The 26,497-nt window shown below is 35.9% G+C and carries 21 protein-coding genes; 4 read left to right on the top strand and 17 right to left on the bottom strand.

All coding sequences use genetic code 11. From position 1 onward, the window contains the following. Nucleotides 1-6 precede the first annotated feature (6 nt). From ACEE93_RS02235 to opp3b, 4 genes are read right to left on the bottom strand one after another with little or no spacing between them, the layout of a single operon-like run. Nucleotides 7-948: an ABC transporter ATP-binding protein gene (locus ACEE93_RS02235; protein ID WP_449154722.1), complete on the bottom strand. Its 942-nt coding sequence runs from the start codon at nt 946-948 to the stop codon at nt 7-9. Beyond that, on the bottom strand, nt 948-2,021 hold the full coding sequence (locus ACEE93_RS02230; protein ID WP_449154721.1) for an ABC transporter ATP-binding protein: 1,074 nt from the start codon (nt 2,019-2,021) through the stop codon (nt 948-950). Before ACEE93_RS02230 ends, ACEE93_RS02235 begins: the two co-directional genes overlap by 1 nt. 14 nt (nt 2,022-2,035) lie before the next feature. Further along, a complete protein-coding gene (gene opp3C / locus ACEE93_RS02225) occupies nt 2,036-3,037 on the bottom strand; it encodes an oligopeptide ABC transporter permease (protein ID WP_449154827.1) in 1,002 nt (333 codons plus the stop codon). A 56-nt stretch (nt 3,038-3,093) separates the two neighbouring features. Next, nucleotides 3,094-4,020 carry an oligopeptide ABC transporter permease gene (gene opp3b / locus ACEE93_RS02220; protein WP_449154720.1) on the bottom strand — a complete coding sequence of 309 codons (927 nt, stop codon included), beginning with the start codon at nt 4,018-4,020 and terminating at the stop codon, nt 3,094-3,096. 199 nt (nt 4,021-4,219) lie between these two features. Between opp3b and ACEE93_RS02215 the strand changes: the two genes are divergently transcribed. Next, complete coding sequence (locus tag ACEE93_RS02215) at nt 4,220-4,597, top strand: DUF3899 domain-containing protein (RefSeq protein ID WP_449154719.1); 378 nt, start codon at nt 4,220-4,222, stop codon at nt 4,595-4,597. Between the two features lie 125 nt (nt 4,598-4,722). On the opposite strand, the gene fabF is transcribed toward ACEE93_RS02215, so the two are convergent. Both fabF and ACEE93_RS02205 read right to left on the bottom strand, forming a co-directional pair. Then, nucleotides 4,723-5,967 carry a beta-ketoacyl-ACP synthase II gene (fabF, locus tag ACEE93_RS02210; protein WP_449154718.1) on the bottom strand — a complete coding sequence of 415 codons (1,245 nt, stop codon included), beginning with the start codon at nt 5,965-5,967 and terminating at the stop codon, nt 4,723-4,725. Between the two features lie 16 nt (nt 5,968-5,983). After that, the gene (locus ACEE93_RS02205; protein WP_449154826.1) at nt 5,984-6,925 is read right to left on the bottom strand and encodes a beta-ketoacyl-ACP synthase III; all 942 of its coding nucleotides are present in this window, start codon (nt 6,923-6,925) and stop codon (nt 5,984-5,986) included. A 150-nt stretch (nt 6,926-7,075) separates the two neighbouring features. Between ACEE93_RS02205 and ACEE93_RS02200 the strand changes: the two genes are divergently transcribed. Continuing rightward, entirely contained in the window at nt 7,076-7,264 is a 189-nt protein-coding gene (locus ACEE93_RS02200) for a YjzD family protein (protein ID WP_449154717.1), read from the top strand. A 77-nt stretch (nt 7,265-7,341) separates the two neighbouring features. On the opposite strand, the gene ACEE93_RS02195 is transcribed toward ACEE93_RS02200, so the two are convergent. The 3 genes from ACEE93_RS02195 to ACEE93_RS02185 form a co-directional block, all read right to left on the bottom strand. Then, entirely contained in the window at nt 7,342-8,229 is an 888-nt protein-coding gene (locus ACEE93_RS02195) for a 5'-nucleotidase, lipoprotein e(P4) family (RefSeq protein ID WP_449154716.1), read from the bottom strand. A gap of 215 nt (nt 8,230-8,444) precedes the next feature. Then, nucleotides 8,445-11,060 carry an ATP-dependent chaperone ClpB gene (gene clpB / locus ACEE93_RS02190; RefSeq protein ID WP_449154715.1) on the bottom strand — a complete coding sequence of 872 codons (2,616 nt, stop codon included), beginning with the start codon at nt 11,058-11,060 and terminating at the stop codon, nt 8,445-8,447. A gap of 251 nt (nt 11,061-11,311) precedes the next feature. Continuing rightward, complete coding sequence (locus tag ACEE93_RS02185) at nt 11,312-11,620, bottom strand: metal-sulfur cluster assembly factor (RefSeq protein WP_449156362.1); 309 nt, start codon at nt 11,618-11,620, stop codon at nt 11,312-11,314. 109 nt (nt 11,621-11,729) lie between these two features. Between ACEE93_RS02185 and ACEE93_RS02180 the strand changes: the two genes are divergently transcribed. Together ACEE93_RS02180 and ACEE93_RS02175 are read left to right on the top strand one after the other, a co-directional pair. Next, entirely contained in the window at nt 11,730-12,557 is an 828-nt protein-coding gene (locus tag ACEE93_RS02180) for a Cof-type HAD-IIB family hydrolase (protein ID WP_449154713.1), read from the top strand. 15 nt (nt 12,558-12,572) lie between these two features. Then, nucleotides 12,573-13,898, top strand: coding sequence for a CoA-disulfide reductase (locus ACEE93_RS02175; protein WP_449154712.1), 1,326 nt, complete (start codon nt 12,573-12,575; stop codon nt 13,896-13,898). 80 nt (nt 13,899-13,978) lie between these two features. On the opposite strand, the gene ACEE93_RS02170 is transcribed toward ACEE93_RS02175, so the two are convergent. The 8 genes from ACEE93_RS02170 to ACEE93_RS02135 form a co-directional block, all read right to left on the bottom strand. Further along, nucleotides 13,979-14,341: a YisL family protein gene (locus tag ACEE93_RS02170; RefSeq protein WP_449154825.1), complete on the bottom strand. Its 363-nt coding sequence runs from the start codon at nt 14,339-14,341 to the stop codon at nt 13,979-13,981. 490 nt (nt 14,342-14,831) lie between these two features. Then, nucleotides 14,832-15,734, bottom strand: coding sequence for a fumarylacetoacetate hydrolase family protein (locus tag ACEE93_RS02165; RefSeq protein ID WP_449156361.1), 903 nt, complete (start codon nt 15,732-15,734; stop codon nt 14,832-14,834). Between the two features lie 78 nt (nt 15,735-15,812). After that, nucleotides 15,813-19,466: a helicase-exonuclease AddAB subunit AddA gene (gene addA / locus ACEE93_RS02160; RefSeq protein ID WP_449156360.1), complete on the bottom strand. Its 3,654-nt coding sequence runs from the start codon at nt 19,464-19,466 to the stop codon at nt 15,813-15,815. Further along, entirely contained in the window at nt 19,441-22,926 is a 3,486-nt protein-coding gene (gene addB / locus ACEE93_RS02155; protein WP_449154709.1) for a helicase-exonuclease AddAB subunit AddB, read from the bottom strand. The genes addA and addB overlap by 26 nt, the downstream gene beginning before the upstream one ends. Before the next feature lie 385 nt (nt 22,927-23,311). Further along, complete coding sequence (elxI1, locus tag ACEE93_RS02150; protein ID WP_449156359.1) at nt 23,312-23,533, bottom strand: epilancin biosynthesis-related protein ElxI1; 222 nt, start codon at nt 23,531-23,533, stop codon at nt 23,312-23,314. 131 nt (nt 23,534-23,664) lie between these two features. Beyond that, complete coding sequence (gene lepB, locus ACEE93_RS02145; protein ID WP_449154707.1) at nt 23,665-24,246, bottom strand: signal peptidase I; 582 nt, start codon at nt 24,244-24,246, stop codon at nt 23,665-23,667. A 13-nt stretch (nt 24,247-24,259) separates the two neighbouring features. Next, nucleotides 24,260-24,784 carry a signal peptidase I gene (lepB, locus tag ACEE93_RS02140; protein ID WP_449154706.1) on the bottom strand — a complete coding sequence of 175 codons (525 nt, stop codon included), beginning with the start codon at nt 24,782-24,784 and terminating at the stop codon, nt 24,260-24,262. Nucleotides 24,785-25,024: 240 nt separating this feature from the next. Continuing rightward, on the bottom strand, nt 25,025-26,356 hold the full coding sequence (locus ACEE93_RS02135; protein ID WP_449154705.1) for a glucose-6-phosphate isomerase: 1,332 nt from the start codon (nt 26,354-26,356) through the stop codon (nt 25,025-25,027). Between the last annotated feature and the right edge of the window lie 141 nt (nt 26,357-26,497).

Here is a 26,497-nt window from a genome sequence, read left to right as displayed (position 1 = left end):
TTTCTTTTATCCTTGAACTGCTTTCATTGCTTCACAATATGTGTTGAATTCATCCTCTGTCGCTAATACGTAATGCTCATCCGCAATCTCTTTGAATGTACGTTCACTATCTTTCGTGGCATCAGGTGTATATACTGTCCGTTTTCGGGTACGCTCACTCTCTGGATCTGGTTGTGGTACAGCAGAAAGTAAAGACTTAGTATAAGGGTGTACTGGATGGTTATAAATATCATCAGCGTTACCTAACTCTACAATTCGACCTAAATGCATCACTGCAATACGATCTGATATATACTTCACCATAGATAAATCGTGCGCAATAAACAAAAACGTAATGTTCTTTTCTTCTTGAAGCTTTTGCATTAAATTAACGACTTGCGCTTGAATTGAAACGTCTAAGGCTGAAATCGGTTCGTCAGCAATAATAAACTCTGGTTCAACTGCTAAGGCTCTTGCAATACCGATACGTTGACGTTGGCCGCCTGAAAACTCATGAGGATAACGGTTGGCATGACTTTTTCTTAAACCTACCGTCTCTAATAAGTCATAGACGCGTTTTTTACGATCTTTTCGACTTGTGGCTAAACCATGAATATCAATACCTTCAGCTACAATATCCATCACTTTTAAACGCGGATTTAAAGAGGCATAAGGATCTTGGAAAATCATTTGTATTTTTTTATTAAACTTTAATAAGTCCTTACGCTTTTTAATTTTTTGAATATTAACCCCTTCATATAGCACTTCGCCGTCCGTGACATCATTTAACTTGATGATGGCTTTTCCAGTTGTTGATTTGCCAGAACCTGACTCACCTACTAAGCCGAATGTTTCCCCTTTATAAATGTTAAAAGAAATATCATCAATGGCGCGCACTTCATTTTTCTTCCCTTGATTGAAGTATTGCTTTAAGTTTTTCACTTCGACTAATAATTCTTTTTCAGCCATTAAAACGACACCCTTTCTACACGTTCTGGTTTTTCAAAATTCTGTGGCATTGGACGTTGTTTACGTTGAACGATTTGCGGTGGTTCCACTTTTGGTGCACGTTCATCAAGTAACCATGATCGTACAAAATGTGTAGGTGAGACTCTAAACCACGGTGGCGCTTCTTTAAAATCGATTGCTAATGCATACTCACTACGCGGTGCAAAGGCATCTCCTTTAGGTGGTCGAATTAAATCTGGCGGTGAACCTGGTATCGCATGAAGTTGTTCTTCACCTTTTGTTTCCAAATCTGGCATCGATGATAATAATCCCCATGTATAAGGATGACGAGGATCATAAAATATTTCATTGACATCTCCCGTTTCAATCATCTGTCCGCCATACATCACTGCCACACGATCTGCTACATTAGCCACCACACCTAAATCATGTGTAATAAATATAATCGATGTATCAATTTTTTTCTGTAATTCTTTCATCAAGTCTAAAATTTGAGCTTGCATTGTTACATCCAGTGCCGTAGTCGGTTCATCAGCGATTAATATTTTAGGTTCACAAGCTAAAGCTAACGCAATAACGATACGTTGACGCTGTCCACCTGAAAACTGATGCGGATACGCATTAAAACGCTCTTCTACACATTTTAAACCGACTAATTTTAACAATTCAATCGCGCGTTGTTTGGCCTCTCGTTTATTGAGTCCAATATGTTTAATAATCGGTTCCATGACTTGCTTCCCAATTTTCATTGTCGGATTTAAAGAGGTCATCGGATCCTGAAAAATCATAGAAATGTCCTTACCACGTAACGCCATTAATTCTTTTTCCGACTTCTGTGTTAAATCGTCGCCATTAAATCGAATACTTCCCTTTTTAATTCGACCAGTTGGCCCTTGGAACAATTTGGTAATAGCTTTTGTCGTTACTGATTTACCAGAACCAGATTCACCAACAATGGCTACTGTTTCTCCCTTGTTTAAATAAAAATCTACACCACGTACTGCTTGCACTTCCCCCGCTTCAATATCAAAAGAGACATGCAAGTCGTTGATTTCTAATACACGTTCTTCCATTTTCATTGCCTCCTTTATTTTCGCATTTTAGGGTCAAATGCATCGCGCAGACCGTCACTAAATAAGTAGAAGAATAAAATTAGTAAACTTAAAATAATGGCTGGTATAAATAATTCATGTGGATGAATTAATAACATCGCTCTACCTTCATCCACTAATGATCCTAAAGACGTTTTAGGTGCTGGTACCCCAATACCGATAAAGCTTAAAAAGGCCTCAAAAAAGATGGCATTAGGTACTGTAAACATTGATGTTACGATAATAGCGCCTAATGAGTTCGGTAAAATATGTTTAAAGATCAACTTAAAATCTGATGTTCCGAGTGTACGAGAAGCTAATACAAACTCTTGATTTTTTAATTTTAAAAATTCTCCACGTACAACTCTGCTCATACCTATCCAACCTGTAATCGTCATCGCTAAAATAATCGTCCAAATAGATGGTTCAAAAATTAAAACGAACAAAATAACGACAATTAAGTTTGGAATAGATGAAATAATTTCAATAATACGTTGCATAATATCGTCAACGCGACCACCAAAATAACCTGAAATCGCACCATAAATGACACCGATAAAAATATCTAATAATGCTGCAACTAAACCGATAAATAACGATACTTGTGCACCTTGCCAGGTTCTAGTCCATAAATCACGGCCTAACTGATCTGTTCCGAATGCAAAATTTTCAGTCACATTCGCTTGTTCGTAGGCATTACCATCTACCCCTTCCCCATTAAAAGGTAAAAATGGTATCTGATCTAAAACAGCGACTTTAGGTGGTAAGTTTCGGCGTTCAACATCTTGTTCCGCATAATGATGGCTACTTAATAATGGCGCAATCACAGCAAATAAAATAATAATGATTAGTCCAATCATTCCAACAAGTGCTAATTTGTTACGTTTAAGTTGTGACCATGCATCTTGCCAAAATGTTTTGCCTTCTCGTTGAAATTCTTGTTCACCACTCTCAGGACTTCCTGTACGGACAAAATCTTCATGCATCACACCTGACATGTGAGCAGTCGCACCTGAATGGTCATCTTGTGGTAAGTTACGTTCGTCTTTCATCATTATTTCTTACCTCCTTGCAAGCGGATTCTTGGATCAATCAGTCCATATAGGATGTCCACTATAAATATCGACACGATAAACAATGTACTAAATAAAAGTGTAATCGCCATAATCACTGAAAAATCATTTGTTGTAATCGATCTTACAAATTGGTCACCAAGCCCTGGTACCCCGAAAATATTCTCAATGGTTAATGTACCAGTTAAAATACTAGCCAACATAGGTACTAAAATCGTGATGACTGGTATCAACGCATTACGTAATGCATGTCCAAATAGTACTCTGACTGTAGAGTTCCCTTTGGCACGCGCTAATAATATGTAATCAGAACTCAATACTTCAATCATTTCTGCACGAATGTATCTTGCAACAGTCGCTAAGACAACAGCTGATAGTGCTAGAGACGGTAAAATCGCCGTTGAAAAACCTTCCCATCCTGCTACCGGGAACCATTCTAATCGAACTGCAAATACATATTGTAATAATACAGCAAGTACGAATGATGGTACGGATATCGCAATAACTGAGATGAACGTTGCCAAATAGTCTACCCAAGTATTCTGTCGAGTCGCTGCTATGACACCTAATATGACACCAAGGATAACCCCGATAATCATCGCAAATAACCCCATTTGAAATGATGGTATGAGCCTTGGTTTAATTAAATCCCAAACAGGTTGATTATCATATTGGAATGAGTTACCAAAATCCCCTTTCACTACATTTGTCATATAATTCGCGTATTGAACGGGTAACGGATCATTTAATCCATACTTTTCATTCAACATCACTTTTTGCTCTTCGTTTAACTTTTCGTCATTAAATGGTGATCCAGGCATTAACTTCATTAAGAAAAATGTGATTGTAATAATAATCAATAAAGAAATCACCATATACACTAGACGTTTCAAAGTGTACTTAAGCATGTATACTCCTCCCCCTACATAAATTAACATTCCCTTCTAAATTTTCAGAAATATTAATATTATTATAGACATAGTTCACAATTAAATCAATATTGTTTTAATTTAATGGAGTAAAGACTTTGTGTAATCTTCTAGTTTTCATATCATTTTTTACATATTTTCGATACAATAGACTCAACACCTCAAAGGACTGATACATATGTCAATTTTTAAATTTAAGTATTTGATTTCCTTTATCATTACGCCATTGCTTAGCTTTATTTTATGGCTTTTTACAAGTCGAACTTGGGTTGATTTTATCGATTTATTATTTTTAATTTCTATATTTTTAGGAATTATATTTTTTGTTGCTATTGTGATTCAAGAAGGAATTTTAGATACAACAAGCTATGGTTTTAGAAAGTTTCGATATCAAATGATGCGTTCAAAAACAAAAGCCCATTATAAAGAGGATACTTTTTTCAATCCAAAGGCACCTAAAAAAGAATATTATGCCGTCAAACCTTGGCTGAAATATGCACTCATTATACAATTATGTTACTTACTCTCATCCTTTTTATTAGCCTTTATCGTATGAAAAGAAAGTATAACGTAGTATTAAATACATTAGCCATATTCTCATTTACATATGTTCTACCAAATAAAAAGGTTGAGTCTTTGCTTAAAACTAAGCAAAACTCAACCTTTTATTATATCGCATTCTTATTCATTATATTTTTTAAATACAAGCACGGCGTTATGACCACCAAAACCTAAACTGTTGCTCATCGCATATTCAATGTCATGATCAACTGCTTGATTTGGTGTGATATCTAAGTCAATTTCCGGATCCGGTGTATTAGCATTAATAGTTGGCGCTATCTTACCATCACGAATAGATAAGATTGAAAAGATAGATTCTACGCCACCTGTAGCACCTAATAAGTGACCCGTCATTGATTTTGTAGAACTAATTTTTAATGATGCTGCTGCATCGCCAAATGTTTTCTTAATGGCTTGAATTTCATATAAGTCACCGATTGGTGTACTTGTACCATGAGCGTTAAGATATTGCACATCTTTAGGTTCGATACCTGCATCATTAAGTGCTGCTGTCATAGCACGTGCACCGCCTTCACCTTCAGGCGCTGGCGCAGTAATATGATATGCATCACCTGTCGCACCGTAGCCCACAATTTCTGCATAAATTGTTGCGCCACGTTTTTGAGCAGATTCTAATGATTCAAGTACTAAAATACCTGCACCTTCACCCATTACGAAGCCATCGCGTCCCTCTTGGAAAGGACGGCACGCTGTTTCAACATCGGCATTAGTTGATAATGCACGACTAGCACTAAATCCTGCGATAGCCATTTGTGTGATCGGCGCTTCTGTACCGCCAGCAATCATGACATCTGCATCGCCACGTTCAATAAATTTAAAGGCTTCACCAATTGAGTTTGTCGCTGTCGCACAAGCCGTGACTGTTGCGCCATTTGGTCCTTTTGCCCCTAAATCAATAGATACTTGGCCTGTAGCCATATCTGGGATTAACATCGGTACAAAGAAAGGACTTACACGACGTGGTCCTCTTTTTTGAAGTTGTTGGAACGCTTCTTCAAATGTTTCCATACCACCAATACCTGAGCCAATCCATACACCAATACGATCTGCATTAGAGTCATCAATTGTTAAATTTGCATCTTTAACCGCTTCTCTTGCAGCAACTACAGCATATTGTGTGAAACGTGACATTTTACGCGCTTCTTTTCTAGGGATATGCGATTCGATATCGAAGTCTTTTAATTCTCCTCCAATATGTACTTGGAAAGGTTCAGTATCAAGCCTTGTAATTTTATCGATACCATTAACACCATCTAAGGCATTTTGCCACATTGTAGGTACATCATTGCCGATTGGTGACAATGCACCTAAGCCTGTTACTACAACACGTTGCTTATTTGACATTTGTCTTCCTCCTCTTCTATTTGCCCCATCTGATAACAATTGAGCCCCATGTTAGTCCGCCGCCAAAACCAACTAACACAAGCACATCATCATCTTTTATTTTACCATTTTGTAATTCTTGTCCGATACTTAATGGAATAGAAGCAGCAGACGTATTACCGTATTTATCGACAGACACACTCATTTTTTCTTTAGGCAAATTCAGTCTCTGACGTGATGATTCCATAATACGAATGTTCGCTTGATGAGGGATAAACATATTGATATCATCTGCTGTCATACCTGCTTTTTCAACAGCACGTGACGATGAATCACCCATCACTCGAACTGCAAACTTAAATACTTCTCTTCCATTCATACGAATAAAATTAGTCTCATTATCTTGATATAAGTATTTACCACCTACACCATCTGAACCTAATTCATAACTTAAAATACCACGATTACCTGACACTTCTCCAATAATTGCCGCTCCGGCACCGTCACCAAATAAAATAGCTGTTGAACGATCTTCTAAATCTGTTATTTTAGATAATTTATCCGCACCAACAACAAGGACATTTTGGTAATCGCCAGACAACACAAATGATCTCGCTGTCACAATACCGTACATAAAGCCTGTACATGCTGCGAGTTGATCCATAGACGCGACTTTATTTAAACCTAAGCGTTCTTGTAACATATTAGCGACTGTAGGAAAACGATGATCTCCAGTAGAAGTTGCGACAATCACCATATCAATCTCGCTCGGGTCAATTTGAGCATCTTCAATGGCACGAAGACTTGCTTCATAAGCTAAATCTGATGTATCTTCATCTTCTTCAGCCCAATGTCTTTCTTTAATACCAGTCATTTGAGAAATCCATTCATCCGATGTATCTAAATAAGATTCGAAATATGCATTATCAATCACTCGGTCTGGTGCATATGATCCAAACCCTTTTATACCTACGTTCATGGTTTGAACACCTTCTTTAACGTTATTAATACCAGGTAATAATTTAACATATGATGTCAAAAAATTACAAGTCACATGCAAGTGTTGACTATACAAAAAGTAGGAAAATTATTATAATGAAACTATCATCTCATACGGAGGAATCGAACCATGAAGTATATCGTTACATTAGTATGGGCTATTTTATTAATGGAAATGGTCAACTTTGTACTTAACAGCTTAGGTGGTGGCGGCCCAGTAGACGTAATCACACCAATTGTTGTTGCGGTTATCATTACAATTTTAATCGTGCTTTTAGATTTCGCGATGCGACCACCAAAATATTCAAAACAAGATTAATACTACCTATGAGGTTAATAAAGCGGAGTAAAGGCTTATTCTATGTAAGCACATTACTCCGCTTTTTTACTTATTTTTTAGTTCATTTGATAAGATTGAACTTTATTATTATCTGGATTGAAAAAGTCAATTGATTCTTTTCTTAATTGATCTTTTTGTGATGCATCGATGTCATTGTTATTATCGTATAATGTAGACTCCCAACTACCATACATTGGATTTGGGAAGATAATGTATTTACTACCAAAGTCATCTTCATGTTGTTTCAAAAAGGCATCTCTAGATTCTGCAGTTGCAGCTTTAGGATCTTCAAAATCTAATAAATTATCTCCAAACAACATCGCTAAGTTATAATCCGTGCGTACTTTATCTCGGCGTTCAGATTTTCCTTCTTCACCTTCTTTTTTAAGCAACACATGCGCTTTATCCGCTTGAGGTAATTTTTCCTTTTTTAAATTTTTAATCGTCGCCTTTAAATCTGTTTCATGAGAACGATCAGAAACGTAAAAAATTTCTACATCTTGCGCATCAGCGTAGTCTAAAAATGATTTAGCTCCGTATACTGGTTTAGCTTGAGCTGAGTTCACCCATTCTTGCCAACCTTCTGGAAAACTTTGATTATAAAGTGCATTGTATGCTTGATATGGTGAATTATCTAACACTGTTTCATCGATATCTAAAACAATCGCAAGTGGTTTTCCACCTTTGTGCGCCTTAACCTTTTTGCTTAATGTTTCTTTTGCGGCGTTATACCCTTGAGCATACAGTGCTTTAGCTTCTGTCGCGTTTTGATACCATGCGACACTCATCACATTTTCTTGCCCTAAATTAGGTTGTGTAGCTTGTTCATTTGCATTTGTGTCAACAGCTTGTTGTGTTGCTTCAGCATGCACAGCTGGTGTAATAGATGTTGCTGTAATACTTGCCGCTAAAATAGTTGCGGATAATTTTCTCCAAGATCGCATATTCTCTCACCTTTTCTTATGTATATAATCATAAAATAAGACTGGCATCGTTTTCCTATCTTATTTCATTAATAATGATAAACAGTTTATCAAGAAACCTCAATATGTTTTTTTGCAAAAAATTCATATTTTGTTATACAAAAAATAGACCTTTTTTCATAGAGAAACCTCACTTCTCCTTCATTGGAAAAGTGAGGTTCTGATTGATTTATTGATTAAGCTTCTTTATTAGGTTTATCAATATCAAATTCGATATGGTCATCTTCTAAATAACCATGAATGTGTGTACCTTCAGGTAAGGATTCTTTAATCATAATACGTGCTAGAGGTGTTTCAACGAGACGTTGTACAAAACGTTTTAATGGACGTGCACCAAATTGTGGTTCATATGCTTCACGGCCCATCCACGCTTTTGCTTCATCTGTCATATCAAGTTGAATGCGTTGATCCATGAGACGCATATTTAAGTTCATTAATACTTTATCCACGATCATTTGCATATCATCTACAGAAAGTGGACGGAATAAGACGATGTCGTCCATACGGTTTAAAATTTCTGGTTTAAAGTAAGCATTTAAGCTTTGCATTACTTTTTGTTCTGTTTCTTCTGTAATTACACCCGTATCTTTCACATCTTCTAGTAATGTTTGTGAACCGATATTACTTGTCATAATGATGATTGTATTTTTAAAGTCAACACTGCGACCTTTAGAGTCTGTTAAACGCCCTTCATCTAATATTTGAAGTAAGACGTTAAACACATCAGAATGTGCTTTTTCAATCTCATCTAATAAAATGACAGAATAAGGATTACGTCTTACTGCTTCTGTTAATTGACCACCTTCATCATGACCTACATAGCCTGGAGGTGCCCCGATTAAACGTGACACAGAATGTTTTTCCATATACTCACTCATATCAATACGAATCATATGTTTTTCCGAATCGAATAGAGAAGAGGCTAAGGATTTTGCTAATTCTGTTTTTCCGACACCAGTTGGTCCAAGGAATAAGAAAGAACCAATTGGTCGACTAGGATCTTTAATACCTGCACGCGCACGAACTACTGCATCTGATACTAAGTCTACTGCACGATCTTGTCCTACAACACGTTCGTGAAGTATATCAGATAAATTCAATAGTTTTTCACGTTCAGATTCCACTAATTTAGAAACTGGAATACCTGTCCATTGGCTGACAATTTCACCAATTTCTTCGTCTGTAACCACTTCTCGAATGATACGATCCCCTGCATCGTCACCTTGTTCTTCTTGAAAGGCTGCTTCTAGTTCTTTTAATTCTTTTTCAAGTTCAGGGATTTTACCATGTTGTAATTCGGCAGCTTTTTCAAGGTCATAATTATTTTCTGCGTCTTCAAGGGCTTTACGACTTTCATCAAGTTCTGTACGTTTTTCTTGTACTTTTGCAATTTTTTCTTTTTCTTTTTCCACTCTAGATTGTAATTGTGCTTGTTTTTCTTTTTCTTCAGCTAATTCTTCTTGCAATTCTTTCAAACGTACATGACTTGCTTCGTCGGATTCTTTTTTCAAGGCATTTTCTTCAATTTCTAATTGCATTACACGACGATTAACTTGATCAAGTTCTGTTGGGTTAGAACCCATTTCAGTGCGAATTGTAGCAGAAGCTTGGTCGACTAAGTCAATTGCTTTATCGGGTAAAAAGCGATCTGTAATATAGCGATCCGATAATTCTGCTGCAGCCACTAATGCGCGGTCTTGAATGCGCACACCATGGTGAACTTCATAACGATCTTTTAAACCACGTAAAATTGAAATTGTGTCTTCAATGTTAGGTTCTGAAACATTAACTTTTTGGAAACGACGTTCTAATGCTGAGTCTTTTTCAATATATTCACGATATTCATTAAGCGTTGTTGCACCGATGCAATGTAATTCACCGCGCGCTAACATTGGTTTAAGCATGTTGCCTGCATCCATTGCACCATCAGTTTTACCAGCACCAACAAGCATATGAATTTCGTCGATAAATAATAAGATACGTCCTTCTGATTCTTTAACTTCTTTAAGAACTGCTTTTAAGCGTTCTTCAAATTCTCCGCGAAATTTAGCGCCAGCAACTAGTGCACTTAAATCTAATTCAAACACTGTTTTATCAAGTAATGATTCTGGCACGTCTTTTTTAACAATACGTTGTGCTAATCCTTCTACAATGGCTGTTTTACCAACACCTGGTTCACCAATAAGAACTGGATTATTTTTTGTTTTACGACTTAAAATACGTATTGTATTGCGAATTTCTTCATCTCGTCCAATAACTGGATCCATATTGCCTTTACGTACTTCTTCAACTAAGTCACGACCATATTTTGATAATGCTTCGTAATTTGCTTCAGGATTTTGTGATGTCACATGATTTCCCCCTCTTAATTTTTTAATAATCTCTACAATTGCGTCACGTTTATGTTCAGCAAATTGTTTGGTTGTTTGATCAACATCTATTGCGGCAAGTACAATGTGTTCCATTGAAATAAATTCATCTTCATATTCTTTCATATAGGATTCTGCTTTGGTCAATAATTGTTGTGTTGTCGCTGAAATGTATTGACCATATTGTACTTGGTCACCTTTTACTGTTGGATAGTTTTTCAATTTATTTTCATAAGCTTGATTAAGTTCTGTTGTATCAATATTTGCGCGTTCTAAAATTGTGTTATATAAACTGTCTGTCTCTTCAAGTACTGCTTTAAGTACAGCCTCTACTTCGACATTCGTGATGCGATAGTCTTTCGCATATTCAACCGCTTTTTGAAGTGCGCTTTGAATTGAATGCGTCATTTGATTAACATCCATACACTTCACTCCTTTGATTAATTTGACTTTGACTTTCTTTGACTATAATCATATTATAGCACGTTTATTTTAAATTTCAACAGTAAAGTTTGACTTTCTTTGACTTTTATTTTATTCCCATTTTGAGTAGGCTTAAACATGGTGATTTCACGGCATTGAGCCATCAAAAATCTTTTGTAATTCGTAGTTATTTAAAGATAAAAAAAGAGAAATATTGATTATGGTTTAACCAACATTTCTCTCACTACCTCTTAATTTACACCTAATGCGATTTTCGCATAGCGTGACATCATTTCTTTGCTCCAAGGTGGATTCCATACAATATTAACTTCTGTATCGTTAATTTCAGGTAATTCACCTAAAGCTGTTTTAACTTGATCTACAATTTGTGGCCCTAATGGACAACCGATTGACGTTAATGTCATTTCTACGGTACATAGGCCATCATCGTCTAAATCTACTTTATATACAAGACCTAAATTGACAATGTCGATCCCTAATTCAGGGTCGATTACATTTTCAAGTGCACCTAAAATGCTGTCTTTTAATGTCTCTTCCATGCTTCTCACCTCTTTAGAATTCTAGCTAATATCAATATATCAAAATCAACACACATGTACAATAAAATGCTATGATATGAATAGATGACAACAGTATGAAGGAGACTTTATGGAACGATTTTTAATTTGCTTAGATTTAGATGGAACCTTATTAAATGATAAAAAAGAAATTTCACCTTATACATTTAAGGTTTTAACACATTTACAACAACAAGGGCACATTTTAATGATTGCGACGGGCCGTCCATTCCGCGCAAGTAAAGCTTACTATCATCAATTAAAAATGCAATCGCCCATTGTGAATTTTAACGGCGCGCATGTGCAACATCCTTTTGATAACACATTTCAAACGGTTCATCATCAACTTGATAGATCACTCGCACAAAGTATTATCGATACACTTAAAACAACGAATGTTCAAAATATTATTGCCGAAGTAAAAGATCATGTCTACCTTGATCGTGACGATGCCCGTTTATTCGAAGGATTTAGTGTAGGCGAACCAACTATTGAAGTTGGCGATTTACGTCAAACACTTCAAGAGGATCCGACAAGTTTACTGATTGAAGCGGAAGAATATATGATTCCTCGTGTTAAACAAGCCTTAACACGTTTCTACGCAGAACACATTGAGCATCGACGTTGGGGTGCCCCCTTTCCAGTTATAGAAATTGTGAAGCGTGGTATTAGTAAAGCGACAGGCATTGATCATGTTCGCCATTATTTAAATATTGAACGTGACCATATTATTGCATTCGGCGATGAAGATAATGACCTTGAAATGATTAAATACGCCAAATATGGTGTAGCAATGGAAAATGCCATTGATGCGTTAAAACACGTCGCTCATACCTCTACACTTTCAAATAACAAAGATGGGATTGGCGTATATCTCAATGACTTTTTCAATTTACAAATACCAAAAGATCATGAATAAAGGAGTAATTCAAAAATGACACGACATATTATTATCGTAGGCGCAGTTGCAGGAGGTGCAACATGCGCAAGCCAAATCCGCCGTCTGGATAAAGACAGTGACATTACGATTTATGAAAAAGACGCACATATGAGTTTTGCCAATTGCGGGTTGCCGTATTACCTAGGAAATGTAGTAGAAGATCGCGATGATTTATTGCCTGAAACACCTGAATCCTTTAAAAGTCAACGTAACATCAATGTTCATTTAAAACACGAGGTCATCGAGGTTAACACAGACAAACAAACCGTTACAGTACTCGATAAAACATCAAATGAGCAATTTGAAAAACACTACGATGCACTAATATTAAGTCCAGGCGCACGTGCACGCCAATTTGATTTTGACTGCCCTCACCTTTTCAGTCTACGTAATATGGAAGATACAGATGCCATTGAATCATACATTCAACACAATGATGTGAAACGTGTACTCGTAGTTGGTGCAGGGTATGTAAGCTTAGAAGTCCTTGATAATATGTATGAACGTGGATTACATCCAACCTTAATTCATCGTTCTGAGTCAGTGAATAAACTGATGGATCAAGATATGAATGACGTCATATTTGAGGCGCTAAATGCTAGAAATATCCCTTACCGTTTAAATGAAGAGATTCAGTCCATCGACGGCCATTCCGTTACTTTTACATCAGGAAAAGTTGAATCTTACGATATGATTATTACGGGTATTGGTGTGTTACCAAACTCTGACTTTTTACAAAGTTCAGGTATTGAGCTTAATGACAAAGGCTATATATCAGTGAATGATTATTTTCAAACTTCAGTTTCTAATGTTTATGCCATCGGAGATATTGCTACACACCGATACCGTCACGTTAATTTAGAAGCACATGTTCCATTAGCATGGGGGGCTCACCGTGCTGCAAGTATCGTGGCAGAGCATCTTACACAGGATGACGTGACACCATTTAAAGGATTTATTGGCGCAAATATCGTGCGATTTTTCGATTACACATTAGCGTCTACAGGCGTATCTCCAGGAGAATTAGATGCGTTTAACTATCAAACGATCGATGTACAAAATGGGACACATGCGGGTTATTATCCAGAAAACACACCAGTTCATTTACGTGTCTATTTCGATCAATCGACGCGTCAAATTATTCGTGCCTGTGCGACTGGGCAACAAGGTGTTGATAAACGTATTGACGTACTAACAATGGCTATGATGCATCAAGCTAAAATAGATGATCTCGTCGAATTTGAAGTAGCTTATGCACCGCCTTATAGTCATCCTAAAGATTTGATTAATATGATTGGCTATAAAGCTAAAAATAAATAACTAAAAAACGCCGTTCTGAAGGAAGTCGCGTAAAACTTCCCCAGAGCGGCGTTTATTTTTTATATTCATTCATATCAGAACTATAAAATGACTGCACCTAAAATGATTGTGACGATGGCAACGACCCATGTCCAAATAAACATTGTGCGACTTGCTTTGCCTTTTTTCTTACGGGCAAGCGTCATTTCCATTAATCCAATGACCGCAAGACCAGCAATCATTTTGATAATTAGTAATAATTGATTTGCATCGACACCTGTGAATGCTTTAACCAACAACCAAAAACCAGTAATTAATGCTAAAAGCATGAACACACGTAATGCCATGTGTAGTTGTTTATATAGCGGCGTTGGGCCCTGTTTGTTTGAGAAATTTTGATATGTTGCAAAGAACAATATCAACAGAATAACCCAACTGATGATATGTAAATTCGTTAATAACATCACTGCTTCGTTCCTCCTTTTATTTCAATATCATCCTATAACCTTTTTATATTCCTTTACACCTTATTTTCCCCATTTTCTAATGCGTAATCAAAAAAGCTATGAAGATGATCACTTCTCTTCATAGCTCATTTTATCATGACTCCCTCTATCTCTTTAAGAGGATTTTAACATTTACATTATTTATCGTTTTATGAGTCGGCTTTATTGGACGAGCAAAAGCAATTTGGGCGATTTTAATCCTAAAGCAAGGTTCGCCTGCTCGCTATTCGCTCGCATGCATAACGTACACACTTTTACTTCTTTATAATCTGGCTTCAGAAAGCAGAAATTTCAACAGAACTACGCAAGGCGCAAAAATCAAAGAGCGATTTTCTTTTTAAGAAAAAGGTTCGCCTACTCGCTAGCACTCGTATGCATAACGTGCACTAATTTACTTCGCTCATAGTGCACGTAATCACATCGAACCCTAACCGCAATTGTCCACACTTTATTTTTGAATATAGTTTGTGAGTGTGCCTATGTTGTCGATGGTTACTTTGACTTCATCGCCTGGTTGTAAGTATTGTGGTGGGTTCATGCCTGCTCCAACGCCTGCTGGTGTGCCTGTTGCAATGATGTCTCCTGGGTGTAAGGCTACGTATTTTGAGATTTCTTCGATCAGTTCGTCGATTTTAAGAATCATTTGGCTAGTATTGCCATCTTGACGAATATCGTTATTCACTTTTGTTACGATATTCACGTTTTCTGGTGTTGGCATTTCGTCTTTAGTTACGATATAAGGACCCATTGGACAAGCACCTGTTAAACTTTTAGATAAAAAGGCTTGATCATGTTGCTTTTGCGCTGTGCGGTCTGTGATGTCATTAATGATTGTGTAGCCATAAATATAGTCTAATGCTAATCCTTTTGGAATTTTTTCGCCGTGCTTACCAATGACAATACCAAGTTCCCCTTCATAATCTAATGTATCAGTAATATCTTTATGGTTAGGAATGGTACTTTCATCACCTGTTAAAGAAGACGCCGCTTTTGTAAAGACATATAAACGGTCTACTTCATGATTTAATTCTTTAGCATGGTCTTGATAATTTCGACCAAACGCAATGACATTATTCGTTGGTGTCACAGGTGGTAAAAATTCAATATCTTCAAATTGTACTTTATACGCTTCTGCGTCTCCACTATCTTCTGCTGCAACCACTGCTTTACGTACTTGCTCTTGAAAATCTATCGTTTGATTCTGTTGTAATCCTTGTAATAACGTTTTTGGATGAAAATCACCTTCAGCAAAATTAGCAAAGACTTTTGTTAAATCCCATGCTGCTTCCTCTCTTTTGACTTTAACGCCGTAAGATGTTTCACCTTTGTATTTGAATGATAGAAATTTCATTCACAATCAGCTCCTAACTTATATCTTATTCGTATTATAACGAAAAATTTAGACAAATCACAAATGTTTGACGGTTTTTTAGTCGTCGATTTTTATTTCGCCAAATTTAAAGAAATATAAGCGACCTGAAACCTTTTGACCTAGCACACTTTCTAGTGCTTTTTGATAATAATACATTTGTACTCGATATTTTTCTTTTAATTGTGCACCAATTTCTTCATCCGTCATCCCTTTTCGTCTCACAAAGACATCTGTTTTATAGTCTACAAATTGATATTGTCCCTCTTTTTTAAAGACCAAGTCAATCATCCCTTGAATGATAGACGCATCTTCATCTTCATGTCGCATATCCATTTCTTTATGATTAACAATAAAAGGCAATTCTCGATAAATTTCATCGCTTTCCGCAATCGTTTGATAGAGTGAGCTGTTTACAAAATGACGAATATCTTCCATTTTAATGTAATCCAAATCCTCTGCTTTGATAATCGCACGCTCAACTAAAGTGTGAAGGTATTGTTTTAAATCCGCTTCTGTTAATCCATCTTGTTTGAATGGTAAATGTTGCATGACGGTATGCATTAATGTCCCAATTTCAGTAGGTGTCCGTTTTTGTTCTTGCATAAATGATGGTCGGTCATAAGTTGCGACGCCTAAACGATATTGACGTACACGTTCATAGTTAGTATCTGCTTGCTCGGTGTCCATTTGACGTTTTAACTCTGACACAGATTGTTTAGAGGCTTGATGAATCGCATGCATATCTGGATATTGATAACGTAAGCGACGTTCAATCTCTTCGTGTTCTGCTGATGGATTGTCTTCCATTTCAAGACGTTCATGTAATTTAGCAATAGATTGGCGTTGTGTCTCGTCTTGATCTACATCAGCTGGTAAAATGTCTTGCGCTTCAATATATTGAATATTTACACTCGGTTGCAAGGAGGCTTCTTCATGATTATGATCCGTTTTAAAACGATATTGTGGTAAAAGATCTGTACTTGCATATTTCCCTAACACACTATAAATGAGTTGAAAGGGTGTTTTTGCATTAAATCGATCTATCGCTGTTAATCGATCATTAGCAATAGGTATTTCTCTCATTTGCGTTAACTTATCTTCATTGTCAATTGTACCAATTAAATACAATCGCTCTTTAGCACGTGTTAATGCAACATACATTAAACGCATTTCCTCTGAAATCATTTCTTTTTTATTTAATAAGTCTATCGCTAATGACACTAATGATGGATAGAATAGACCATGCGTCTCGTCATAGTATTGAAGTCCTAAGCCCTCATGTTGATTTAACACAATAGGTTCCCCTAAATCACGCGTGTTAAATTTACGATTGAGTCCTGAATAAATGACAAATGGAAACTCTAAACCTTTACTACTGTGGATAGTCATTAACCTTACGACATTATCATTAGGTCCAATCACATTTTCTTCACCAAAATCTTTACCACGCTCGATCATTTGATCAATAAAGCGAATAAATTGAAAGAGTCCTCTAAAGCTTGAATTTTCAAATTCGACCGCTTTATTAAATAAACCATATAAATTTGCACGACGTCCTTTACCACCAACTAACCCACTAAAATATTGAATTAAATAGTGATCGTTGTATATTTTATCGATTAATTGGTACACCGAATGATGGCGGCTATATTTTTGATACATTTCAAGATCACTTAAAAAACGCTTTATTTTTTCTACTAAATCAGATTCCGCTTCTAAAGTATTGAGATAATGCATCATAGACTGATAAAAATAAACATCTTGAGGGGCCACTACCCGAATTTTTGCTAATTCATCTTCTGTAAACTGATAAATAACAGATCTCATCAATCCAACAAGGTAAATATCTTGTAACGGGTTATCAATGGTTCTTAAAAAGGACAACATCAATCGTACTTCCGTTTGTTCAAAATAACCTTGCTTACTATTCACAAACAATGGCATATCTTTATCTTTAAAAACCTGCTGTAACTGGCGTGCATTGTTGTTATTACGTTCTAAAATAACAATATCTCGATATTCTGCAGGACGATAGGTTTCTGTTTTCATATCATAGACTTTTTGCGTCGCTAAAATACTTTCAACTTGTTGTGCAATTAAGTGTGCTTCTTGCTCATTTGCATCAAATTCATGCGCTTTATCTTTTAATAACACATTAAAGTGAAGCGGCACAGTAACCTCATCAAACGGTGCGCCATAATAAAGACGCGCCGCCTCATCGTATTCAATTTCACCGATTTGACGGTCCATCATATGATGAAACAAATAATTCGTTGTAGAAAGCACTTCTTTACGAGATCTAAAGTTCTGAGATAGATCAATACGCCAACCTTTTGTTTCGTCATCGCGATCAAAACGTTCATATTTATCTATAAATAGACTTGGATCAGCTTGTCTAAATTTATAAATCGATTGTTTTACATCTCCAACCATAAATAGATTACCGTTTGATTCGTCACCGCGTTTAATACTCGAGATGATACTCTCTTGTACTTTGTTCGTATCTTGATATTCATCGACTAAAATTTCGTCAAAACGCTCACGATACATTGCTGCAATATCAGTAGGACTACCGTCTTCATTACGTAAAATACGTAGCGCAAAATGTTCATAATCAGAAAAATCGAGAAGGTTGCGCTCACGTTTTGCTTGATTAAACGCATCAATCACATCCATTGTAATGCGTGCTAAATAGTTTACTCTCGGCTCCAGATCCTGAAGTTCATTTAATAAAACCTCATCTTCTCTAGCTACATATTCTTCCTGAACCTTTTGAATATAGTTTTTAAATTGATCATATGATGCTTTAAATGCTTCATAATTTTGATTTAAGTGTTCATCCTTACCAATTTCTCGTGGTTTGGTTGGCATCCGTCCTAACTTATAGTTAAATAAGCGTTGTTTATCGATCATTGGTTCTTTTAAAATCTGATTCATAAATTGACGATGATCATCGATAAACGCCACATGTTTTGGATAATCTCCAACAAGTTCTAATTTTTCATAAGCAGCTTCAATCGCATGCTGTGCCGCTTCTAAATACAAACGGATATAGTGATTTAATATATCAAGATACCCCTGTTGCAATTGACGGTCTAAATACACTTGATCTAACTGTTCCAACCATTGTTTAGGGTTTGGATTGGCAATACTAAAATGATATAAATTTTGAATCATTTGGCGTAATGCATCATCATCACGATCGGTCGAAATATGTTCTGTTAATGTAATAAAATCAGGATCCAATTGGTCATAGTGCTTCTCTAATACATCATCAATCACTTGCTCAAGTAATAAAATATTTTCGACTTCACTCGCTGTTTTAAAATTTGGATCGATTTCCAATACATCATAATGATTTTGAATCAATTTTAAACAAAATCGATGTAACGTGGAAATTTGCGCTTGATGTATTTGAGTACGCTGATTTTTTAAATGTTGGTTAGACGGGTCTTGTAACGACGCTTGTTGAATTCGTGATTCAATACGATGCTTCATTTCTCTCGCACTTAAATTTGTAAATGTCACGACAAGCAAACGATTAACATCTATCTCATCTCGAATGATACGTTGAATAATTCGCTCTACCAACACAGCTGTTTTCCCTGAACCGGCAGCGGCTGCCACTAGGACATCTCGACCTTTAGCATAAATACTTTCCCATTGTGCATCGGTCCATTGCACATCATTCGGTTTCGTTGGAATGATCATATTCCTCCTCCTCTTCTTCCGTTTCAAGCATTTTAAGCGGGTCAATTTTTTCATCAACGTGACGATATTTATGGTTGTCTATCACACTATCGATATGACATACCGATTGATAACTACAAAACGCACAAGGTAACTTTTCTTTATATTTCAGTGGAGACACTTCTGTATGACCATCCATAATACGAGAAGCGGTATCAATAAAGTTACGTTGATTATGTTTAATTAATTTATAAATCGTTTCTTCATCAGCTACTTTACTGCTTGCATATAAATCGCCACTTTTTTTCATAGACAGCGGTACAATATCTGAGCGATAGCCTGCTGTCATTCGTTCATCATAAGCATCGATGACATCTGGATCACTATTCAGTAACCCATTCAATTGATACGACTTTAAAAAGGCCGCTTCTAAATCATCTGGACTAATATTAGACCAAGAACGTTTTTGATCTCTAAATTTATGCACATGCATGTATAAAAAGGCGCCCGGCTTCACTTCATCTGTTAAATGTAATCTTTCTTTATTTTGTAAAGCGATATCCATATACGTCATCATTTGCATTTGTAAACCATAATACACTTGCGTTAAATCAAGTTGCGCACTGCCACTTGATGATTTGTAGTCAATAATATTAATAAAGCTCTTATGATTGTGATGATACGTATCGATACGGTCAATTTGACCACGTATATTAATTGGAATCCCTTGTTTCGTTTTTAATGTTTGAGATTGCAGTTCTAACTCAGATTTTGGACGCTTACGAAAAGCACGTTCAAATGCAATCGGTTTAAATTGTGAATGACTTGTCTGATGTTTCATCGCAAATAACGTCGCTTGAACAATCGCCCCAATTCGCTTAGATAAATAACGATAATACGCTGAAGAATTTAATAAGTTAAATTGCACATGCGGTAGATAGACATCCAACGCCTCTTGCGTTAGTGATGTAATATGTTGTGCTGTTAAACGGTGTAATTCACCATTCACTTTATCAGAAATGTAACGCAGCACATCATGAAAAATCGTTCCTAAATCAAAATTCTGTAATTGATACTTCGACCGCTCATTCAATTTTAAACCGTGTGAAGCATAATGTTTAAACGGACAATTTTGATAAGTTTCAAATCTTGAGACACTCGCATTAATAGAACGTCCATATAAATCGCCCGCTAATTCACGAGAGAGCTGAATCGTGTGGTTATTATATGTGAGCGCCGTTTCTAAAAATGGCATACTATGATTTAAATCTTCGTGACGTCGCATGACATTGTAAACGGCAAACCATATATCTGAAACTAGTCCATCTTCCAACCATAATTTCATCGCTTCAAACAAATGGGTTTTCGTTTGATGAGGGTGCTCTACAAGAGACAACGTATGTCGCTCATGTAAATGATGAATATTGATTGTATCTAAATCAGTAAACAACACTTGAATATCATTTAAATACGGACTTTTTTCTCGATGCGCTCCACTACCATCCATTAAACTGTAAGAAAATGTTACGCGCTCTGTTGCACGTGTCATCGCGTAATAACATACAAATGCTTCATCCATTTGTAAAATATCGGCAGTCGGGCTAAGTTGGAATCCAGTATGTGCTTCGAAATGTTTTTTATCTTCATCAGACATTAAACTAGACCCACTCATTGCTTGTGGCATAATACCGTCATTCATGCCGATTAAAAAGACATGTTTTTTATTATCGACTTTAGCTAAATCCATCGTACCAATAGATACCTGATCGATTGTTTGCGGAATCATCGAAAACTCTAATTCATTTAATCCAATATCTAATACTTCTAAAAAGCGGTTTAAGGACATTGAACGTGTATCAAAAACAGTAACAATGTCATCAAGCACTCGAATAAAGCCATTCCAGATTTGATCAATTTCTTCTGCTTCAGTATGTAATCCTTCAACATCCAATTGATCTCGACGTGTCATCAACTGATTGGGTAGTTCGAAACTTTCCATCACTTCATAAAAAGCAGTCGCAAATTCATACGCATTTTGACCTTGTGTCAGTTTCGATTCAAATTGAAGTAACTGATTAAAAATAGACTCTTTCATATGAATAACGCGTTCATATATTTCTGTTTCTTCTTCGGTTAATGCTTTATTAGGACGCATCCCTAATTTTTGAAATTGTTCTAGTTTAAAATAGTTAGGATCAATCCATCTTTTACCATATATACCGCGTTCAATTGCATAGTTCTCTAAAATTTCTACCAACATTTCCTCATTGGGATAATGTTCTGTTAAAACATGTGTTTTTAGTAAACGCATCAATGGCTCAAATTTCCAATTCGTGCGAATCACTTCGATTAATGCACGAAGCATTTCCATTACAGGATGATCTGTCATTGAAGGTTTAACATCAATATTATATGGAATATCAAATTGCGGCAAAATAGACTCTAATAAATAAACATAAGCAGGATCACGGTATAAAATCGCCATATCCTGATAACGATATCCTTCTTCTCGACAATGGCGTATAATCCGTCGTGCAACTTCATTAATCTCTTCACGAGTGGTAGATGCTTCTAATATTTGAACATGTCCGCTACTTGATCTATTCTCGTCGGGTTGTAATGCATCAAATTGCGCCTCTATATGTTTCATGTCTGTATTATTAAAACGCATTACCTCTGTAAATGGAACCGTCTCTAACTGTTGCCCAGTACGTGCTGCAATATCTTGAATTTGTTTTAAAGATTCGGAAGGCTTTCGAAACATACTAAATACATCTTTATCTCCATCTGTCGTTAACAATACTGTGACGGATTTAGCATGACGAACAAGTGCCTCTATTACTTGATACTCTTGTGTTGAAAAGTTATGAAAGCCATCAATATAAATATCTGCACGTTTTAACCAATCTGATTCAGGAATTTTTTCAATAAAACGACGCATTAACGCCTCGCCTGTAATATATTCATTAGACATACGTTCGACTAAGCGTTCATAAACTAACCCAATATCATGTAATTTATCTCGTAACCTTAATTCAAGCTGTTCATCATGAGCTGCTTCTTTTACAACTTCAGGTGTGACCGCATATTTTTCTAAATCTTGAATTTGTTCACGTAACTTAGTGCTAAAACCTAAGTATTCAACTTGTGTATGATATAGTTTTAAATGCTTTTTCTCTTCTTTTAAAATATCGTAAATCATCATTTCAATCGCAATAGATGATAAGCGTTGTTCCTGAACACCGCCTAGCTCTTGAAAAATACGGTGACTTAAACGTTCAAAGTGTAATACTTCTGCTCGTAAACTCCCTTTAAGCTCAGGATCATTCACAAAGGCTTGTTCATATAAATAGGTTGCTTGCATCGGTGAAATAATAATCATCGGATCGCCAATAGGTTGTTTGGCCAACTGAGATTTAATTTCTGATAACATTTGGGTACTTTTACCTGTACCTGCCCGACCGATAAATGTACGAAACATAAAGGACCTCCTTCTTTCAAAACACGTCTTTATTATATCATTCATACGAATCATAATATATCTTGATAGATAGGCTTTTTAAACCTTATTCAACCATAAAAGCGATTGGGAGAAAAGCGTTAAAACGCTTCGAATATCAGTGAATTAGTGTTTGTGATACAGGCTAGTGATAGCGAGCAAACGTTCCTTATATAGAAAACGAACGAAATAAAGAACGACTTCGTTTAGTAAGTCGTTCTTACAAAGGTGACATAGCACATTTGATTATTTATGGTCTGTCAAATTTTGGCGCACCGTGAATTTTCCGCCCAAAATACTGCTTTTGCGAGCCCGTTAACCAAATTTCTAGCGCATTCATGCTTTATGCCCCAACCTCAAATATCATTCAATGAGATTCACTTTTAAATTTATCTTTGATCATTTCTGAGGGAATGGCAAAGCCAAACATTAGACCAATCAATATAAATGTGATGTATTTATACTCTAAAACAGGAATGTGTATATGCCATCCAAAAACGTTATTTCCAACACTCATTATAAATTTTATAAATAACAATATCGCACAACTACGCGCTAAAACCTCTAAAACAGTTGTTAAAGATTTCATCAATATCCCCCTTTGTTTTATAAAATGTATTACACTATGATTTGTTTGTATATTATACAGTACAAACATAAAAAAGAAAGTTAAACAACGATGCGTTGCTTAACTTTCTTAAATGTTTGTATTCACTATCTTTAGGCTGCCTCAGGGTCTGTGTGATCTGGATTAAAATTAAATTTAAATTCATTAAATGGCCAGAAGCGGAATGCCACTGTACCTACAATTTGATCTTTATCAATCAAACCAAACGCACGACTATCTTGACTGACTTCTCGATTGTCACCTAATACTAAATATTTATTGTCTGGAATTTTGGCTTGTCCATTACTACCAGGTAAGTCTTCTGATTTAAAGCTACCTGTGATCATCTCGCCCCTCTTATTTTCTTCATTATAATCTAAGTATGGTTCATCTACTTTTTGACCATTGAGGTATAATTGATCTTGTTTATACTCTACTTCATCACCAGGTTTACCTATGATTCGTTTAACGTAATCATCATTTTCATTAGCGTGAAAGACAACTACATTACCGTTATCTAAACGATTAAATGTTTTACTGAGTTGATTAACAATAACGCGATCACTATCTTTTAAAGTAGGATACATTGAATCGCCACTTACATTATAGGGTTTAATCACAAATGCGTATAATAGACCTACAACAAGTAATGCTATACCTAAAGACACAATCCATTCAATGGTTTCTTTTTTCAATTTTTGACACCTCTTATGATTTAAAATTTACAGTTAGTTGATCAAATGGGAAATAACGCAATAATACTGAGCCTTCAATATCTTCTTTACGAATCAGACCAAATGTTCTTGAATCCTCTTTGTTTTGGCGTTGATCATTTAACACAATATAACTTTGTGGAGGAATAATATCACTTTGCGTTTTGGGTAACGTCTCAGCGCTCCAACTCTGTTTATCTTTTTCCGAAGCGTATGGTTCCTCTACTGGACGATTATCTAGCTCTAACTGTCCTGAGTTGAATACGACAGACTGACCTGGTTCACCGATTAAGCGCCCCAGTCGATACTGTCCATCATGTTGATAAACAATAACGTCCCCATGATGTAATATATTTAGGCGCGGTGCGAGTTTATTGAGTATCAAACGATCATCTTGTTGAAACGTAGGAGCCATATTGTCTTCTTCTACTTGATAAGGTATAACAATAAAAAGTACAAGAAAACTAATTACACCGATTGCCAACAATAACGCAATTAACGTTCTTATTGTCGCTCTCATCCTCTCACTCTCACCTTCTCACTGTCTTAACAATATGCTTCATCTTATCATAATTTGTATATGAATGTTACTGATTTACATCTTCTCACGACTAAATCCCTCTTTATGCATAAAATATACTTTACTATGCATATTAGCTTATAAAATAGCGCAATCTTAACTATAGACACGTTATAAAAAAAGTTGAGACGCGTGTAACGTCTCAACTTTAACTCAAAATATTGATCGTTTGGATAAATTTTATAAACGTTCTTCTAATTCTTTTTTCTTATCTTCAAATCCTGGCTTACCTAAAAGTGCGAACATATTTTGTTTATATGCTTCAACACCTGGTTGGTTAAATGGATTAACACCTAATTGATAACCACTCATCGCTACTGCCAATTCAAAGAAGTATACTAAATAACCATACGTTTCAGCATCTAATCTTGGCACTGTGATAACTAAGTTTGGCACTCCGCCATCTGTATGCGCAAGTAATGTACCTTCAAATGCTTTAGCATTAACTTCATCAATAGTTTTGCCAGCAAGATAATTTAAACCATCTAAGTCATCTGCATCTTCTTCAATTGTAATTTCATGCTTTGGTGTAGCCACTTTAATTACTGTTTCGAATAAGAAGCGACGACCTTCTTGAACATACTGACCTAATGAGTGAAGGTCTGTTGTAAAGTTCGCACTTGATGGATAAATACCTTTTAAGTCTTTACCTTCTGATTCACCAAATAATTGTTTCCACCATTCATTAAAGTATTGTAATGATGGTTCATAGTTAATCAGCATTTCTGTTGTATAACCTTTATTGTATAACACGTTTCGGATTGTTGCGTATTGATAAGCAATATTATCAGATAATGCATCTGAGGATAACTCTTCGCGCGCTTTGGCAGCCCCTTGCATCATTGTTTCGATATCAATACCCGCTACCGCAATTGGTAATAAACCGACAGCAGTGAGTACTGAGAAGCGACCACCTACATCATTTGGTACTACAAATGACTCATATCCTTCATTTGTCGCAAGTTGTTTTAATGCACCTTTTTCTTTATCTGTTGTTGCAAAAATGCGTTTTACAGCTTCTTCTTTGCCGTATTTTTCTTCTAATAATTGTTTAAATAAGCGAAATGCAACAGCTGGTTCTGTCGTTGTACCAGATTTTGAAATCACGTTAACTGAGTAATCTTTCCCATCTAAATAATCGATAAGTTCTTGAAGATAAGAAGATGATAAATGATGTCCAGCGAAAATAATTTCCGGACCATCTTGTTCTTTTTTAAATGCTGGCGTTAACATTTCGATTGCTGAACGTGCACCTAAATAAGAACCACCAATACCGACAACCACTAATACATCAGAATTAGATTTAATACGTTCTGATGCTTCTAAAATGCGGTTGAATTCTTCTTTATCATAGTTCACTGGTAAATCAATCCAACCTAAAAAGTCATTACCTGCACCAGTTTTGTTATGAATCGTTTGATGAATATGCTTAACGATATCTTGTTGTTGGTCTAATTCATGTTGGCCAAAAAAATTTAAAGCTTTTTGATAATCTAATTGGATATGTGTCATGCCTATTGCCTCCTCAATGAATCTCAATTCGCTTTTATTTTACTAACTTCCCCCTTTAAATTCAATTAACATAATCTGACAATTCATCTCATAAATTTTTATGTATATTTATTTAAGAACTTGCATATTAAATCATATGTG

The sequence above is a fragment of the Staphylococcus sp. 11262D007BW genome (assembly GCF_053547815.1).
This window is presented reverse-complemented; position numbering and strand designations above follow the sequence as displayed.